Genomic DNA, 13,866 nt, shown 5'->3' on the forward strand with positions numbered 1-13,866 from the left:
GGTCGCCCGAGAAGTTACGGAGAGTAAAAATGAAAGTTCGTGCTTCCGTCAAGAAATTATGCCGTAACTGCAAAATCGTTAAGCGTGATGGTGTCATCCGTGTGATTTGCAGTGCCGAGCCGAAGCATAAACAGCGCCAAGGCTGATTTATTCGCATATTTTTCTTGCAAAGTTGGGTTGAGCTGGCTAGATTAGCCAGCCAATCTTTTGTATGTCTGTGCGTTTCCATTTGAGTATCCTGAAAACGGGCTTTTCAGCATGGAACGTACATATTAAATAGTAGGAGTGCATAGTGGCCCGTATAGCAGGCATTAACATTCCTGATCATAAGCATGCCGTAATCGCATTAACTTCGATTTATGGCGTCGGCAAGACCCGTTCCAAAGCCATCCTGGCTGCAGCGGGTATCGCTGAAGATGTTAAGATCAGTGAGCTGTCTGAAGGACAAATCGACACGCTGCGTGACGAAGTTGCCAAATTTGTCGTTGAAGGTGATCTGCGCCGTGAAATCAGCATGAGCATCAAGCGCCTGATGGATCTTGGTTGCTATCGCGGTTTGCGTCATCGTCGTGGTCTACCGGTTCGCGGTCAGCGTACCAAGACCAACGCACGTACCCGTAAGGGTCCGCGCAAACCGATCAAGAAATAATCGGGGTGATTGAATAATGGCAAAGGCACCAATTCGTGCACGTAAACGTGTAAGAAAACAAGTCTCTGACGGCGTGGCTCATATCCATGCTTCTTTCAACAACACCATCGTGACTATCACTGATCGTCAGGGTAACGCGTTGGGTTGGGCAACAGCCGGTGGTTCCGGTTTCCGTGGTTCTCGCAAATCCACTCCGTTTGCAGCTCAGGTTGCAGCAGAGCGTTGCGCTGACGCCGTGAAAGAATACGGCATCAAGAATCTGGAAGTTATGGTTAAAGGTCCGGGTCCAGGCCGCGAATCTACTATTCGTGCTCTGAACGCCGCAGGTTTCCGCATCACTAACATTACTGATGTGACTCCGATCCCTCATAACGGTTGTCGTCCGCCGAAAAAACGTCGCGTATAACGCTTCGTTTTCCAGGTTTGTTGGAGAAAGAAAATGGCAAGATATTTGGGTCCTAAGCTCAAGCTGAGCCGTCGTGAGGGCACCGACTTATTCCTTAAGTCTGGCGTTCGCGCGATCGATACCAAGTGTAAAATTGAACAAGCTCCTGGCCAGCACGGTGCGCGTAAACCGCGTCTGTCTGACTATGGTGTGCAGTTGCGTGAAAAGCAAAAAGTTCGCCGTATCTATGGTGTGCTGGAGCGTCAGTTCCGTAACTACTACAAAGAAGCAGCACGTCTGAAAGGCAACACCGGTGAAAACCTGTTGGCTCTGCTGGAAGGTCGTCTGGACAACGTTGTATACCGTATGGGCTTCGGTGCCACTCGTGCAGAAGCACGTCAGCTGGTTAGCCATAAAGCAATTATGGTAAACGGTCGTGTTGTTAACATCGCTTCTTATCAGGTTAGTCCGAATGACGTTGTAAGCATTCGTGAGAAAGCGAAGAAGCAGTCTCGCGTGAAAGCCGCTCTGGAGCTGGCTGAGCAGCGTGAAAAGCCAACCTGGCTGGAAGTTGATGCTGGCAAGATGGAAGGTACGTTTAAGCGTAAGCCGGAGCGTTCTGATCTGTCTGCGGACATTAACGAACACCTGATCGTCGAGCTTTACTCCAAGTAAAGCTTAGTACCAAAGAGAGGACACAATGCAGGGTTCTGTGACAGAGTTTCTAAAACCGCGCCTGGTTGATATCGAGCAAGTGAGTTCGACGCACGCCAAGGTGACCCTTGAGCCTTTAGAGCGTGGCTTTGGCCATACTCTGGGTAACGCACTGCGCCGTATTCTGCTCTCATCGATGCCGGGTTGCGCGGTGACCGAGGTTGAGATTGATGGTGTACTACATGAGTACAGCACCAAAGAAGGCGTTCAGGAAGATATCCTGGAAATCCTGCTCAACCTGAAAGGGCTGGCGGTGAGAGTTCAGGGCAAAGATGAAGTTATTCTTACCTTGAATAAATCTGGCATTGGCCCTGTGACTGCAGCCGATATCACCCACGACGGTGATGTCGAAATCGTCAAGCCGCAGCACGTGATCTGCCACCTGACCGATGAGAACGCGTCTATTAGCATGCGTATCAAAGTTCAGCGCGGTCGTGGTTATGTGCCGGCTTCTACCCGAATTCATTCGGAAGAAGATGAGCGCCCAATCGGCCGTCTGCTGGTCGACGCATGCTACAGCCCTGTAGAGCGTATTGCCTACAATGTTGAAGCAGCGCGTGTAGAACAGCGTACCGACCTGGACAAGCTGGTCATCGAAATGGAAACCAACGGCACAATCGATCCTGAAGAGGCGATTCGTCGTGCGGCAACCATTCTGGCTGAACAACTGGAAGCTTTCGTTGACCTACGTGATGTACGTCAGCCGGAAGTGAAAGAAGAGAAACCAGAGTTCGATCCGATCCTGCTGCGCCCTGTTGACGATCTGGAATTGACTGTCCGCTCTGCTAACTGCCTTAAAGCAGAAGCTATCCACTATATCGGTGATCTGGTACAACGTACCGAGGTTGAGCTCCTTAAAACGCCTAACCTTGGTAAAAAATCTCTTACTGAGATTAAAGACGTGCTGGCTTCCCGTGGACTGTCTCTGGGTATGCGCCTGGAAAACTGGCCACCGGCAAGCATCGCTGACGAGTAACCGGATCACAGGTTAAGGTTTTACTGAGAAGGATAAGGTCATGCGCCATCGTAAGAGTGGTCGTCAACTGAACCGCAACAGCAGCCATCGCCAGGCTATGTTCCGCAATATGGCAGGTTCACTGGTTCGTCATGAAATCATCAAGACGACTCTGCCTAAAGCGAAAGAGCTGCGCCGCGTAGTTGAGCCGCTGATTACTCTTGCCAAGACTGATAGCGTTGCTAATCGTCGTCTGGCATTCGCCCGTACTCGTGATAACGAGATCGTGGCAAAACTGTTTAACGAACTGGGCCCGCGTTTCGCGAGCCGTGCCGGTGGTTACACTCGTATTCTGAAGTGTGGCTTCCGTGCAGGCGACAACGCGCCGATGGCTTACATCGAGCTGGTTGATCGTTCAGAGAAAGCAGAAGCTGCTGCAGAGTAATCTGAAGCAACGTAAAAAAACCCGCCCCGGCGGGTTTTTTTATACCCGCAGTATCTCCACTTATCTACAATAGCTGTACTCTTTTTGTTCATCCCCTGGAGTATTTATGTGGTTACTTGACCAGTGGGCAGAGCGCCATATTACTGAAGCACAAGCTAAAGGTGAGTTTGATAATCTTCCGGGCAGTGGTGAACCATTAATTCTGGAAGATGACTCACACGTACCGCCGGAACTGCGTGCTGGATATCGCTTGTTAAAGAATGCCGGCTGTTTACCACCAGAACTTGAGCAGCGTAAGGAAGCAATTCAGCTTCTGGATATTCTCAAAGGAATCCGTCAGGATGATCCACAATATCAAGAGGTTAGCCGTCAGTTATCTTTACTGGAGTTAAAACTGCGGCAAGCAAGTTTGAGCACTGAATTTTTACGTGGCGAATATGCAGATAAGCTTCTGAATAAAATTAATGACAACTGAGAGAGAATTTATGTATCGCATTGGTGAGTTGGCAAAACTGGCGGAAGTTACACCCGACACAATACGTTATTACGAAAAACAGCAGATGATGGATCATGAAGTTCGTACGGAAGGAGGCTTTCGCCTGTATACCGAAAGTGATCTCCAACGGTTGAAATTTATTAGGCATGCCAGACAACTTGGTTTCAGTCTGGAGTCGATCCGTGAGTTACTTTCGATCCGTATCGATCCTGAACATCATACTTGTCAGGAATCAAAAGGCATTGTGCAGGAAAGATTACAGGAAGTGGAAGCGCGGATAGCCGAGTTGCAGAGCATGCAGCGTTCCTTGCAACGTCTTAACGATGCCTGTTGTGGTAGCGCCCATAGCAGCGTTTATTGCTCTATCCTTGAAGCTCTTGAGCAAGGAGCCAGCGGCGTCAAAGCAGGTTGTTGATTTTTTGCACTGACAGGATTAAACTCGCGCCGTTAAATAAACAACTGGAGTTTTTATGAGCCGATATCAGCATACGAAAGGGCATATAAAGGATAATGCGATTGAAGCATTACTGCATGACCCCTTGTTCAGACAGCGTGTAGAAAAAAATAAAAAAGGGAAAGGCAGTTATATGCGAAAAGGAAAACATGGCAATAGGGGTAACTGGGAGGCCAGTGGCAAGAAAGTAAATCACTTTTTTACCACTGGCCTTCTACTTTCAGGATCTTGTTAAGAGCGGTTATTCTGCTCTTTCAGTAAATCGCGAATCTCTGTCAGTAGTACTTCTTCTTTGGTTGGCGCAGGCGCGGCTGCCGGTTCTTCTTTCTTACGATTCAGTTTGTTGATTAGCTTAATTGCCATAAAGATGGCAAAGGCAACAATCAGAAAATCAAATACGTTTTGAATGAAGACACCGTAATGCATGACGACAGCAGGGATATCCCCCTGCGCATCGCGTAGCGTGACAGCAAACTGTTTAAAGTCGATCCCACCAATTAATAAACCCAGTGGCGGCATGATGATATCGGCAACCAGTGAAGATACAATCTTACCGAAGGCCGCACCGATAATGACACCCACTGCCAAATCCACCACATTCCCGCGCATCGCAAATTCGCGAAATTCTTTAATAATGCTCATGTTATTCTCCCTATAAAGCCGACAATCATAAGTCTAACAAATGTTAAGCTATTTTCCTGCCGGGAATGAATTTAATTAATCCTTGAAAAGAAAAGGGAATTAATAAGGCGTCAGAAGACGCCTTATTAATTATAAGAAGAAAGGACTTGGCTGGAAGAGACGTTCGACGTCGGTAATAAACTTTTTGTCCGTCAGGAACATAATTACATGATCGCCTTGCTCAATACGAAGATTATCATTGGCAATCATCACATCATTGCCGCGTACTACTGCACCAATAATCGTTCCTGGTGGCAGTTTGATTTCATCTATAACCCGGCCAACGACACGAGAAGTACTTTCATCACCGTGTGCAACGGCTTCAATAGCTTCTGCTACGCCACGTCGCAGCGAGGAGACGCCAACGATATCTGCTTTTCGTACGTGACTGAGCAAAGCAGAGATTGTTGCCTGCTGCGGTGAAATTGCAATATCGATAACGCTCCCCTGAACCAGATCCACATAAGCGCGACGTTGGATTAATACCATTACCTTTTTCGCGCCCATACGTTTGGCGAGCATGGCAGACATGATATTGGCTTCGTCATCATTGGTTACTGCGATAAATAGATCAACTTGATCGATGTGCTCTTCAGCCAGCAGTTCCTGATCTGATGCATCACCAAAAAAGACGATCGTATTCTGCAATTTTTCCGCCAATTCGGCAGCGCGTTGTTGATTCCGTTCGATCAGTTTGACGCTGTAATCTTTTTCCAGACGACGCGCCAGCCCTGCACCGATATTACCGCCGCCAACCAGCATGATCCGCTTATATGGCTTTTCCAGTCGCTGTAACTCACTCATTACTGCACGAATATGCTGCGAGGCGGCAATAAAGAACACTTCATCACCGGCTTCAACAATGGTCGAACCTTGCGGACGAATAGGGCGATCGTGGCGGAAAATTGCTGCCACACGAGTATCGATATGTGGCATATGTTCGCGCATGGTCGAAAGTGCATTACCAATCAGCGGGCCGCCATAATAGGCTTTAACCACAGCCAGGCTGACTTTACCCTCAGCGAAGTTCACCACCTGCAATGCGCCGGGATACTCAATCAGTCGGTAAATATTATCGATAACCAATTGCTCTGGCGCGATAAGATGATCAATCGGTACGGCATCAGAATGAAATAGTTTATCGGCATCTCGCACGTAGTCCGGTGAACGAATGCGGGCGATGCGGTTAGGCGTGTTGAAAAGCGAGTAGGCTACCTGGCAGGCAACCATATTGGTTTCATCTGAACTGGTTACAGCAACCAGCATATCAGCGTCGTCGGCACCTGCCTCTCGCAATACCCGTGGGTGAGAACCGTGTCCCTGCACGACACGCAGGTCAAATTTATCCTGCAAGGTCCGCAAACGCTCACCATTGGTATCGACAACGGTAATATCGTTGTTCTCACCTACCAGGTTTTCCGCCAGCGTGCCGCCAACTTGTCCGGCACCCAGAATGATAATTTTCATCAGTTGCGACCCGTTATCTCATCACTTTTTGATTAGCTTAGCGTAAAAGAAGCCGTCGCCCTCTTCGGCACCAGGCAGATTTTGCTTACCCGGTTGTTCTGGTGTTCCTGTTTCGCAAAGCATTGCATCTTCTGTGCGTTGCAGAAAGGCTTTAATTTGTTGGCTATTCTCTTCCGGTAACACCGAACAGGTAGCATAAACAAGCGTTCCGCCTGACTTCAAATGTGGCCATATAGCGTCGAGAATTTCAGACTGCAGCTGCGCGAGTTCTGGGATATCGCGATCGCGACGCAACCATTTAATATCCGGATGGCGGCGAATCACTCCGGTTGCCGAACAAGGCGCATCTAATAAGATGCGATCGAACTGTTGCTCACCACACCATTGGGAAGGGTAGCGGCCATCACCTTGTTTCACGGTTGCCTTCATACCAAGACGTTTTAAATTGTCGTAAACGCGAGAGAGGCGTTGCTCATCAATATCGACCGCCAGAACTTGCGCCTCTGGAGCAACCTCAAGAATATGCGTTGTTTTACCGCCTGGGGCGGCGCAAAGATCCAGAATGTGTTCACCGTTTTGTGGAGCAAGCCAGGTCATGCAACCTTGTGCCGAAGCATCCTGAACGGTAACCCATCCTTCTTCAAAACCGGGTAGCGCATGAACAGGCGCTGGTGTTTCCAGCCGTACAGCATCAGGATAATCAGTATCCGGGAAACCTTTCATACCGCCTTCTTCCAGTAAGGCAATCCAGGCATCGCGGGAATGGTGCGTACGATTGACACGTAGCCACATTGGCGGGCGTTGATTATTGGCTTCAACGATGGATTGCCACTGCTCTGGATACGCTTTTTGCAGACGTTTTAAGAGCCAGGCAGGGTGCAGATAACGAGCGTCGCTGGTATTAAACTCGGCCAGTAATTCATCCTGTTGACGCTGGAACTGCCGTAGTACACCGTTAATTAACCCTTTAAGTTGCGGGCGTTTAATCGCGACCGCGCCTTCCACTGTTTCAGCCAGCGCGGCATGAGGGGGAATACGGGTATAAAGCAGTTGATACAAACCAACCATAATCAGGTAATGCACAGTCCGCTGTTTGCCGGTCATTGGACGGGCCATTAATTTATTAATTAGCCAGTCTAACTGTGATAGCGTCCGCAGTACGCCAAAGCACAATTCTTGTAGCAGTGCTTTGTCTTTATCGGAAACTTTTTGTTGTAGCGGTGGCAGAATGTTGCTTAATGATTGCCCTTGCTCGACGACTTGTTCAACGGCCTGTGCCGCCATGCTACGTAAATTACGTTGTTTTTTCATAAGTATAAAAATAAAAATGCCCGGCACGACCGGGCTTAGAAGAGTGGACTATCAGGCCAGACGGTTGCCCGGAACAAACCATTCCCGACGAGAATTCAGGAGGTCTTGTGCGCTCATTGCTTTCTTACCCGCAGGTTGCAATGAGAGCAGATTCAGGATGCCGTCACCGGTCGCGACCTGAATACCTTGTTTGCTGGCTTCAAGGATTGTCCCTGGCGCAGACGTGGTCACCGTATCAATGACCGACGCTTTCCAGATCTTAACAGGCTGACCTTCAATTTCCAGCCAGCTCATCGGCCATGGATTAAAAGCGCGAATGCAGCGTTCAAGCTGTGCCGCCGAAAGCGACCAGTCAATACGCGCTTCTTCTTTACTCAATTTCTCAGCGTAAGTGACGAGAGTTTCGTCCTGCGCTTCCGGTTTTGCCGAGCCGTCTGCCAGTTGTTTCAATGTGCTGATAAGCCCTTGTGGGCCAAGTTCTGCCAGTTTGTCATATAACGTGCCACTGGTATCTTCTGCGGTAATCGGGCAGGAGAGTTTATAGAGCATGTCGCCCGTATCTAAACCGACATCCATTTGCATAATAGTGACGCCGGTTTCTGCATCGCCCGCCCACAACGAACGTTGGATTGGCGCAGCCCCACGCCAGCGCGGCAGCAGTGAACCATGAACATTGATGCAGCCAAGACGCGGCATTTCCAGCACAGCTTTAGGCAGAATCAGCCCATAGGCGACGACGACCATGACATCCGCGTGCAGATCGGCGACCAGTTGCTGGTTTTCTTGTGGGCGCAGGGAAACAGGCTGAAAAACCGGTAACCCTTTCTCTTCTGCCAGCACTTTAACCGGACTGGGCATGAGTTTTTTACCGCGACCTGCCGGTCGGTCCGGTTGGGTGAACACGCCGACAACGTTATGTCCAGAAGACAACAGCGCGTCAAGATGACGCGCTGCAAAGTCAGGTGTACCCGCAAAAATAATACGTAGTGATTCTGACACGTTAGTTCTTATCCTTAAGCCCGGGCTTTCAGACGATCCAGTTTTTCAACTTTTTGACGAATACGTTGTTGTTTCAGCGGTGACAGGTAATCCATGAACAGTTTACCGACCAGGTGATCCATCTCATGCTGAATACAGATGGCTAACAGACCGTCTGCTTCCAGCTCAAATGGTTTACCGTCGCGGTCCAGGGCGCGAATTTTCACTTTCTCTGCGCGCGGCACTAAAGCACGCTGTTCAGGGATCGACAGGCAACCTTCTTCAATGCCTGTTTCGCCGCTTTTTTCTAAAAGCTCCGGATTGATTAACACCAGCCGTTCGTCACGGTTTTCCGAAACATCAATAACAATGATACGTTGATGAATATCAACCTGTGTTGCCGCCAGGCCAATACCTTCTTCCGCGTACATCGTCTCGAACATATCATCGACGATACGCTGAATTTCTGCATTCACTTCTTCTACCGGTTTAGCAACTTTGCGAAGCCGCTCGTCCGGAATATGTAACACTTGCAAAACTGACATAAATCTCCAGAGATGTGTTCAGGAGTTAGAAAGATTATTTCTTCTATTCTAGACAAATCCCCCTCTGATTGACAGCATCACTGACCAATCGCAAAGATTGCTAAGGCTGCTTATGGCAAGGGGATAAGGATGGTCGAGACAGAAATTTGGCTGCGTTTGATGAATGTGAGCACCTTGTACGGCGATGATATGGTCCGTATAGCTCACTGGCTGGCAGAACAGCCAAATATTGATGCAGTTGTACTGCAGCAAACAGGGCTTTCATCGCGACAGGCACAACGCTTTCTTACATTTTCACAGAAGAGTATTGAAAGCTCACTTTGTTGGCTGGAGCAACCTAATCATCATTTAATTCCTGCGGACAGCGAATTTTATCCTCCTCAACTTATTGCAACGGCTGATTATCCAGGTGCATTGTTTGTTGCTGGTGATCTACAAGCGCTGCAATCATTTCAGTTGGCCGTAGTAGGAAGCCGGGCGCATTCATGGTATGGCGAACGGTGGGGACGGCTGTTATGTGAGTCGCTGGCGGCGCGAGGTGTGACAATTACCAGTGGGCTGGCGCGTGGAATCGATGGTGTAGCGCATAAAGCGGCCTTGCAGGTAAATGGTGTCAGTGTTGCTGTGCTGGGTAATGGGCTCAATACCATTCATCCTCGTCGTCATGCCCGACTGGCTACCAGTCTGCTTGAACATGGTGGGGCTCTCGTCTCGGAATTTCCCCTCGATGCCCCTCCTCTTGCTTACAATTTCCCACGAAGAAATCGTATTATCAGTGGTCTAAGTAAAGGTGTACTGGTGGTGGAAGCGGCCTTGCGCAGTGGTTCGCTGGTGACAGCGCGTTGTGCGCTTGAGCAGGGGCGTGAAGTTTTTGCTTTGCCCGGTCCATTAGGGAGTCCCGGAAGTGAAGGCCCCCACTGGCTTATTAAACAAGGTGCGATTCTTGTGACGGAACCGGAAGAAATTCTGGAAAATTTGCAATATGGATTGCACTGGTTGCCAGATGCCCCTGAAAAATCATTTTATTCATCAGATCAGGAAGACGTGGCATTGCCATTTCCTGAGCTCCTGGCTAACGTAGGAGATGAGGTAACACCTGTTGACGTCGTCGCTGAACGTGCCGGCCAACCTGTGCCAGAGGTAGTTACTCAACTACTTGAACTGGAGTTAGCAGGATGGATCGCAGCTGTACCCGGCGGCTATGTCCGATTGAGGAGGGCATGCCATGTTCGACGTACTAATGTATTTGTTTGAAACCTATATTCACACTGAAGCTGAGTTGCGTGTGGATCAAGACAAACTTGAACAGGATCTTACCGACGCAGGTTTTGAGCGAGAAGACATCTACAATGCCCTGCTATGGCTGGAAAAGCTTGCGGATTATCAGGAAGGGTTGGCAGAACCGATGCAATTGGCATCTGATCCTCTCTCCATGCGTATTTATACCCCGGAAGAGTGTGAACGACTGGATGCCAGCTGTCGTGGGTTTCTGCTTTTCCTTGAGCAGATTCAGGTGCTCAATCTTGAAACCCGTGAAATGGTGATAGAGCGAGTGCTCGCACTGGATAACGCAGAGTTCGAACTGGATGATCTGAAATGGGTGATCCTGATGGTGTTGTTCAACATTCCGGGCTGCGAAAATGCGTACCAGCAAATGGAAGAATTACTCTTTGAAGTGAATGAAGGTATGCTGCATTAATCATTTCTTTAATTCAGCATAAGTTGTTATGGCAAAATCAGCACTGTTCACGGTGCGTAATAATGAGTCCTGCCCAAAGTGTGGGGCTGAACTGGTTATTCGATCCGGGAAACACGGTCCGTTTCTCGGGTGTTCTCAATATCCGGCATGTGACTATGTCCGTCCTCTGAAATCATCAGCGGATGGTCATATTGTCAAAGTTCTGGAGGGGCAAATATGCCCGGTATGTGGTGCAGACCTGGTGTTACGCCAGGGACGCTTCGGTATGTTCATTGGCTGTAGTAACTATCCTGTATGCGAACATACAGAACTTATCGATAAACCAGACGAAACGGCAATTACCTGTCCTCAATGTCGAACGGGCCATCTTGTCCAGCGTCGCTCCCGTTATGGCAAAACGTTTCATTCCTGTGATCGCTACCCGGAGTGTCAGTTTGCCATTAACTTCAAACCCATAGCCGGAGAATGCCCTGAGTGTCATTATCCGCTGCTCATCGAAAAGAAAACCGCGCAGGGTGTAAAACACTTTTGTGCCAATAAACAATGTGGAAAGCCGGTTTCGGCGGAATAATAACGTGAATAATAACCTGCAAGGAGGCGCTATTGCAGCTGCGATAGATGTCCTCAATGAAGAACGTGTCATCGCCTATCCAACGGAAGCCGTTTTCGGTGTCGGGTGCGATCCTGATAGCGAAACAGCAGTGATGCGACTGTTGGAGTTAAAACAACGTCCGGTTGATAAGGGGCTGATTTTAATCGCAGCAAATTACGAGCAGCTCAAACCTTATATCGATGACAGCATGCTGACGGACGCGCAGCGTGAAACCATTTTTTCTCGCTGGCCAGGTCCTGTCACCTTTGTCTTTCCCGCGCCAGCGACAACACCGCGCTGGTTGACGGGCCGATTTGACTCACTTGCTGTACGAGTCACCGACCATCCGTTGGTGATTGCTTTGTGCCAGGCTTATGGTAAACCGCTGGTTTCTACCAGTGCCAACTTGAGTGGATTGCCACCTTGTCGAACAGTAGACGAAGTTCGTGCACAATTTGGTGCGGAGTTCCCGGTTGTGCCTGGTGAAACGGGGGGGCGTTTAAATCCTTCAGAAATCCGCGACGCCCTGACGGGTGAACTGTTTCGACAGGGGTAACATAATGGAAACCTATGCTGTTTTTGGTAATCCGATTGCACATAGCAAATCGCCATTCATTCATCAGCAATTTGCACAGCAACTGAATATTGAGCATCCCTATGGTCGCGTGCTGGCACCTATCAATGATTTCATCAACACGCTGAACGCTTTCTTTAGTGCTGGTGGCAAAGGTGCGAATGTGACGGTGCCTTTTAAAGAAGAAGCTTTTGCCAGAGCAGATGAACTTACTGAACGGGCGGCGTTGGCTGGAGCAGTTAATACCCTCAAGCGTTTAGAAGATGGGCGCCTGCTGGGGGACAATACCGATGGCGTAGGTTTGTTAAGCGATCTGGAACGTCTGTCTTTTATTCGCTCCGGCTTACGTATTTTGTTGATCGGTGCTGGTGGGGCGTCTCGTGGGGTATTACTGCCGCTCCTCTCTCTGGACTGTGCGGTGACAATCACTAACCGAACGGTTTCTCGCGCGGAAGAGTTGGCTAAATTGTTTGCGCACACTGGAAGTGTTCAGGCGTTGGGTATGGACGAACTGGAAGGTCACGAGTTCGATCTTATTATTAACGCGACATCCAGTGGCATTAGTGGAGATGTTCCGGCGATCCCGGCATCGCTCGTTCATTCAGGCATTTGTTGCTATGACATGTTCTACCAGAAGGGAAAAACTCCCTTTCTGGCATGGTGTGAGCAGCAAGGATCAAAACGTAATGCAGATGGATTGGGGATGTTAGTGGCGCAGGCGGCTCATGCCTTTCTTCTTTGGCACGGTGTTCTGCCTGACGTAGAACCAGTCATAAAGCAATTGCAGGAGGAGTTGTCTGCGTGAATCAGGCCATCCAATTTCCAGACAGGGAAGAGTGGAACGAGAGTAAAAAATGCGTTTGTTTTCCCGCTATTGTAAATGGTATGCAGCTCACTTGCGCTATTACTGGAGAGAGTCTGGCGAATCGCTTTGCAGGAGATACGCCAGAACAGTGGTTAGCGAATTTTCGGCAGCATCGCTGGGACCTTGAAGAAGAAGCAGAAAGCTTGATTCAGGATCAAAGCGAAGATGATCAAGGTTGGGTCTGGTTACCCTGATCCAGGTACTCATCTTTCCATTTGACGTAGTTATTCGCGGAGTAGCGTAACCCTGCCTTCTCTTCATCACTTAACGGGCGGATCTGTTTGACGGGGCTACCGAGATACAGATATCCGCTCTCCAGCCGTTTATTTTGTGGGACCAGGCTACCCGCACCAATCATCACATCATCTTCTACTATTGCGCCATCAAGTAAAATTGAGCCCATCCCAACTAAAACTCGATTGCCAATGGTGCAGCCGTGGAGCATCACTTTATGTCCAACCGTGACGTCTTCACCGACGATCAACGGATTGCCTTGTGGATTAGCCGTTGATTTATGGGTCACGTGTAAGACGCTACCATCCTGAATATTAGTGCGGGTACCGATTTGTACATAATTCACATCACCACGAATCACAACGAGCGGCCAGATCCCCACATCATCAGCCAGGCGGACGTCACCAATCACTACACTACTATCGTCGATCATTACGCGCTGACCGATTTGTGGAAAAAGATCGCGGTATGGGCGTAAAACGTCAGACATACTTACCTCAACAAGAAATGATTTACTAATGACTTTGGGTGCATTATTTGCCTTGTGCAAGTGTTTTAGTATGCAAAAAAGCACCATTTTGCGTGCGAATGAAGCAAAAAGGGCAAAAAAACAACAAGCAGAAAAAAAGATCAAAAAAGTACTTGTGCAAAAAATTGGGATCCCTATAATGCGCCTCCGTTGAGACGACAACGTGAGACACTTCACAAGATGGTCGGAACAACGAAGAGAAAAATCCTGAAATTAAGGGTTGACTCTGAAAGAGGAAAGCGTAATATACGCCACCTCGCGACAGAGCGCTAAAGCGCGTCGCAACTGCTCTT

General features: G+C 48.9%; 22 protein-coding genes. 15 read left to right on the top strand and 7 right to left on the bottom strand.

All coding sequences use genetic code 11. The annotated features are described in order from the left end of the window. Nucleotides 1-29: 29 nt before the first annotated feature. The 9 genes from rpmJ to arfA all read left to right on the top strand — a co-directional run bounded on the left by rpmJ (nucleotide 30) and on the right by arfA (nucleotide 4,333). The gene (gene rpmJ / locus H9644_RS21145; protein ID WP_000868187.1) at nucleotides 30-146 is read left to right on the top strand and encodes a 50S ribosomal protein L36; all 117 of its coding nucleotides are present in this window, start codon (nucleotides 30-32) and stop codon (nucleotides 144-146) included. 146 nt (nucleotides 147-292) lie between these two features. Continuing rightward, on the top strand, nucleotides 293-649 hold the full coding sequence (gene rpsM / locus H9644_RS21150) for a 30S ribosomal protein S13 (protein ID WP_000090775.1): 357 nt from the start codon (nucleotides 293-295) through the stop codon (nucleotides 647-649). 16 nt (nucleotides 650-665) lie between these two features. Further along, entirely contained in the window at nucleotides 666-1,055 is a 390-nt protein-coding gene (gene rpsK, locus H9644_RS21155; RefSeq protein ID WP_001029684.1) for a 30S ribosomal protein S11, read from the top strand. 33 nt (nucleotides 1,056-1,088) lie between these two features. After that, nucleotides 1,089-1,709: a 30S ribosomal protein S4 gene (gene rpsD / locus H9644_RS21160; protein WP_000135224.1), complete on the top strand. Its 621-nt coding sequence runs from the start codon at nucleotides 1,089-1,091 to the stop codon at nucleotides 1,707-1,709. Nucleotides 1,710-1,734: 25 nt separating this feature from the next. Next, on the top strand, nucleotides 1,735-2,724 hold the full coding sequence (locus H9644_RS21165; RefSeq protein WP_001162094.1) for a DNA-directed RNA polymerase subunit alpha: 990 nt from the start codon (nucleotides 1,735-1,737) through the stop codon (nucleotides 2,722-2,724). 40 nt (nucleotides 2,725-2,764) lie between these two features. Continuing rightward, nucleotides 2,765-3,148, top strand: a complete 384-nt coding sequence (gene rplQ / locus H9644_RS21170; protein WP_001216368.1) for a 50S ribosomal protein L17 — start codon at nucleotides 2,765-2,767, stop codon at nucleotides 3,146-3,148. Between the two features lie 106 nt (nucleotides 3,149-3,254). After that, nucleotides 3,255-3,623, top strand: a complete 369-nt coding sequence (locus H9644_RS21175; protein WP_191776445.1) for a DnaJ family domain-containing protein — start codon at nucleotides 3,255-3,257, stop codon at nucleotides 3,621-3,623. A 10-nt stretch (nucleotides 3,624-3,633) separates the two neighbouring features. Then, on the top strand, nucleotides 3,634-4,059 hold the full coding sequence (gene zntR / locus H9644_RS21180; RefSeq protein WP_059222259.1) for a Zn(2+)-responsive transcriptional regulator: 426 nt from the start codon (nucleotides 3,634-3,636) through the stop codon (nucleotides 4,057-4,059). 55 nt (nucleotides 4,060-4,114) lie between these two features. Continuing rightward, the gene (arfA, locus tag H9644_RS21185; protein ID WP_064524917.1) at nucleotides 4,115-4,333 is read left to right on the top strand and encodes an alternative ribosome-rescue factor ArfA; all 219 of its coding nucleotides are present in this window, start codon (nucleotides 4,115-4,117) and stop codon (nucleotides 4,331-4,333) included. On the opposite strand, the gene mscL is transcribed toward arfA, so the two are convergent. The 5 genes from mscL to def all read right to left on the bottom strand — a co-directional run bounded on the left by mscL (nucleotide 4,330) and on the right by def (nucleotide 9,080). Further along, nucleotides 4,330-4,740: a large-conductance mechanosensitive channel protein MscL gene (gene mscL / locus H9644_RS21190; RefSeq protein ID WP_000022442.1), complete on the bottom strand. Its 411-nt coding sequence runs from the start codon at nucleotides 4,738-4,740 to the stop codon at nucleotides 4,330-4,332. The two genes, arfA and mscL, sit on opposite strands and share 4 nt — an antisense overlap. Nucleotides 4,741-4,869: 129 nt before the next feature. Further along, nucleotides 4,870-6,246, bottom strand: coding sequence for a Trk system potassium transporter TrkA (gene trkA, locus H9644_RS21195; protein ID WP_000691382.1), 1,377 nt, complete (start codon nucleotides 6,244-6,246; stop codon nucleotides 4,870-4,872). Nucleotides 6,247-6,267: 21 nt separating this feature from the next. Further along, nucleotides 6,268-7,557, bottom strand: a complete 1,290-nt coding sequence (gene rsmB / locus H9644_RS21200) for a 16S rRNA (cytosine(967)-C(5))-methyltransferase RsmB (protein WP_191776447.1) — start codon at nucleotides 7,555-7,557, stop codon at nucleotides 6,268-6,270. A 51-nt stretch (nucleotides 7,558-7,608) separates the two neighbouring features. After that, complete coding sequence (gene fmt / locus H9644_RS21205; RefSeq protein WP_191776450.1) at nucleotides 7,609-8,556, bottom strand: methionyl-tRNA formyltransferase; 948 nt, start codon at nucleotides 8,554-8,556, stop codon at nucleotides 7,609-7,611. 14 nt (nucleotides 8,557-8,570) lie between these two features. Next, nucleotides 8,571-9,080 (bottom strand): peptide deformylase, encoded by a 510-nt coding sequence (gene def, locus H9644_RS21210; RefSeq protein ID WP_000114984.1) that lies wholly within the window; start codon nucleotides 9,078-9,080, stop codon nucleotides 8,571-8,573. Between the two features lie 129 nt (nucleotides 9,081-9,209). Between def and dprA the strand changes: the two genes are divergently transcribed. The 6 genes from dprA to H9644_RS21240 are packed head-to-tail and all read left to right on the top strand — an operon-like array spanning nucleotide 9,210 to nucleotide 13,004. Next, on the top strand, nucleotides 9,210-10,334 hold the full coding sequence (dprA, locus tag H9644_RS21215) for a DNA-protecting protein DprA (protein ID WP_191776453.1): 1,125 nt from the start codon (nucleotides 9,210-9,212) through the stop codon (nucleotides 10,332-10,334). Next, on the top strand, nucleotides 10,306-10,779 hold the full coding sequence (gene smg, locus H9644_RS21220) for a DUF494 family protein Smg (protein WP_000460680.1): 474 nt from the start codon (nucleotides 10,306-10,308) through the stop codon (nucleotides 10,777-10,779). The genes dprA and smg overlap by 29 nt, the downstream gene beginning before the upstream one ends. 28 nt (nucleotides 10,780-10,807) lie before the next feature. Further along, nucleotides 10,808-11,350 (top strand): DNA topoisomerase family protein, encoded by a 543-nt coding sequence (locus H9644_RS21225; RefSeq protein ID WP_064524910.1) that lies wholly within the window; start codon nucleotides 10,808-10,810, stop codon nucleotides 11,348-11,350. Nucleotides 11,351-11,354: 4 nt separating this feature from the next. Beyond that, complete coding sequence (gene tsaC, locus H9644_RS21230; protein ID WP_064524908.1) at nucleotides 11,355-11,927, top strand: L-threonylcarbamoyladenylate synthase type 1 TsaC; 573 nt, start codon at nucleotides 11,355-11,357, stop codon at nucleotides 11,925-11,927. Between the two features lie 4 nt (nucleotides 11,928-11,931). Continuing rightward, a complete protein-coding gene (gene aroE, locus H9644_RS21235) occupies nucleotides 11,932-12,750 on the top strand; it encodes a shikimate dehydrogenase (protein ID WP_191776457.1) in 819 nt (272 codons plus the stop codon). Then, nucleotides 12,747-13,004: a DUF1488 family protein gene (locus H9644_RS21240; protein WP_064524902.1), complete on the top strand. Its 258-nt coding sequence runs from the start codon at nucleotides 12,747-12,749 to the stop codon at nucleotides 13,002-13,004. Before aroE ends, H9644_RS21240 begins: the two co-directional genes overlap by 4 nt. Here H9644_RS21240 and H9644_RS21245 read toward each other — a convergent pair. Together H9644_RS21245 and H9644_RS21680 are read right to left on the bottom strand one after the other, a co-directional pair. Further along, nucleotides 12,980-13,534 (bottom strand): gamma carbonic anhydrase family protein, encoded by a 555-nt coding sequence (locus H9644_RS21245; RefSeq protein ID WP_191776461.1) that lies wholly within the window; start codon nucleotides 13,532-13,534, stop codon nucleotides 12,980-12,982. The two genes, H9644_RS21240 and H9644_RS21245, sit on opposite strands and share 25 nt — an antisense overlap. Before the next feature lie 43 nt (nucleotides 13,535-13,577). Beyond that, nucleotides 13,578-13,866 (bottom strand): hypothetical protein (locus H9644_RS21680; protein ID WP_225221496.1); only part of this gene is annotated, 289 nt, incomplete at its 5' end.

Source organism: Escherichia whittamii (genome assembly GCF_014836715.1).
Lineage (GTDB): Bacteria > Pseudomonadota > Gammaproteobacteria > Enterobacterales > Enterobacteriaceae > Escherichia > Escherichia whittamii.

Coding starts and splice junctions, on each gene's coding strand:
- rpsK (WP_001029684.1), top strand. CDS start 666: ATGGCAAAGGCACCAATTCGTGCACGTAAACGTGTAAGAAAACAAGTC.
- H9644_RS21165 (WP_001162094.1), top strand. CDS start 1,735: ATGCAGGGTTCTGTGACAGAGTTTCTAAAACCGCGCCTGGTTGATATC.
- trkA (WP_000691382.1), bottom strand. CDS start 6,246: ATGAAAATTATCATTCTGGGTGCCGGACAAGTTGGCGGCACGCTGGCG.
- mscL (WP_000022442.1), bottom strand. CDS start 4,740: ATGAGCATTATTAAAGAATTTCGCGAATTTGCGATGCGCGGGAATGTG.
- smg (WP_000460680.1), top strand. CDS start 10,306: ATGTTCGACGTACTAATGTATTTGTTTGAAACCTATATTCACACTGAA.
- def (WP_000114984.1), bottom strand. CDS start 9,080: ATGTCAGTTTTGCAAGTGTTACATATTCCGGACGAGCGGCTTCGCAAA.
- H9644_RS21225 (WP_064524910.1), top strand. CDS start 10,808: ATGGCAAAATCAGCACTGTTCACGGTGCGTAATAATGAGTCCTGCCCA.
- H9644_RS21245 (WP_191776461.1), bottom strand. CDS start 13,534: ATGTCTGACGTTTTACGCCCATACCGCGATCTTTTTCCACAAATCGGT.
- dprA (WP_191776453.1), top strand. CDS start 9,210: ATGGTCGAGACAGAAATTTGGCTGCGTTTGATGAATGTGAGCACCTTG.
- H9644_RS21175 (WP_191776445.1), top strand. CDS start 3,255: ATGTGGTTACTTGACCAGTGGGCAGAGCGCCATATTACTGAAGCACAA.
- rpmJ (WP_000868187.1), top strand. CDS start 30: ATGAAAGTTCGTGCTTCCGTCAAGAAATTATGCCGTAACTGCAAAATC.
- rpsD (WP_000135224.1), top strand. CDS start 1,089: ATGGCAAGATATTTGGGTCCTAAGCTCAAGCTGAGCCGTCGTGAGGGC.
- rplQ (WP_001216368.1), top strand. CDS start 2,765: ATGCGCCATCGTAAGAGTGGTCGTCAACTGAACCGCAACAGCAGCCAT.
- rsmB (WP_191776447.1), bottom strand. CDS start 7,557: ATGAAAAAACAACGTAATTTACGTAGCATGGCGGCACAGGCCGTTGAA.
- arfA (WP_064524917.1), top strand. CDS start 4,115: ATGAGCCGATATCAGCATACGAAAGGGCATATAAAGGATAATGCGATT.
- zntR (WP_059222259.1), top strand. CDS start 3,634: ATGTATCGCATTGGTGAGTTGGCAAAACTGGCGGAAGTTACACCCGAC.
- aroE (WP_191776457.1), top strand. CDS start 11,932: ATGGAAACCTATGCTGTTTTTGGTAATCCGATTGCACATAGCAAATCG.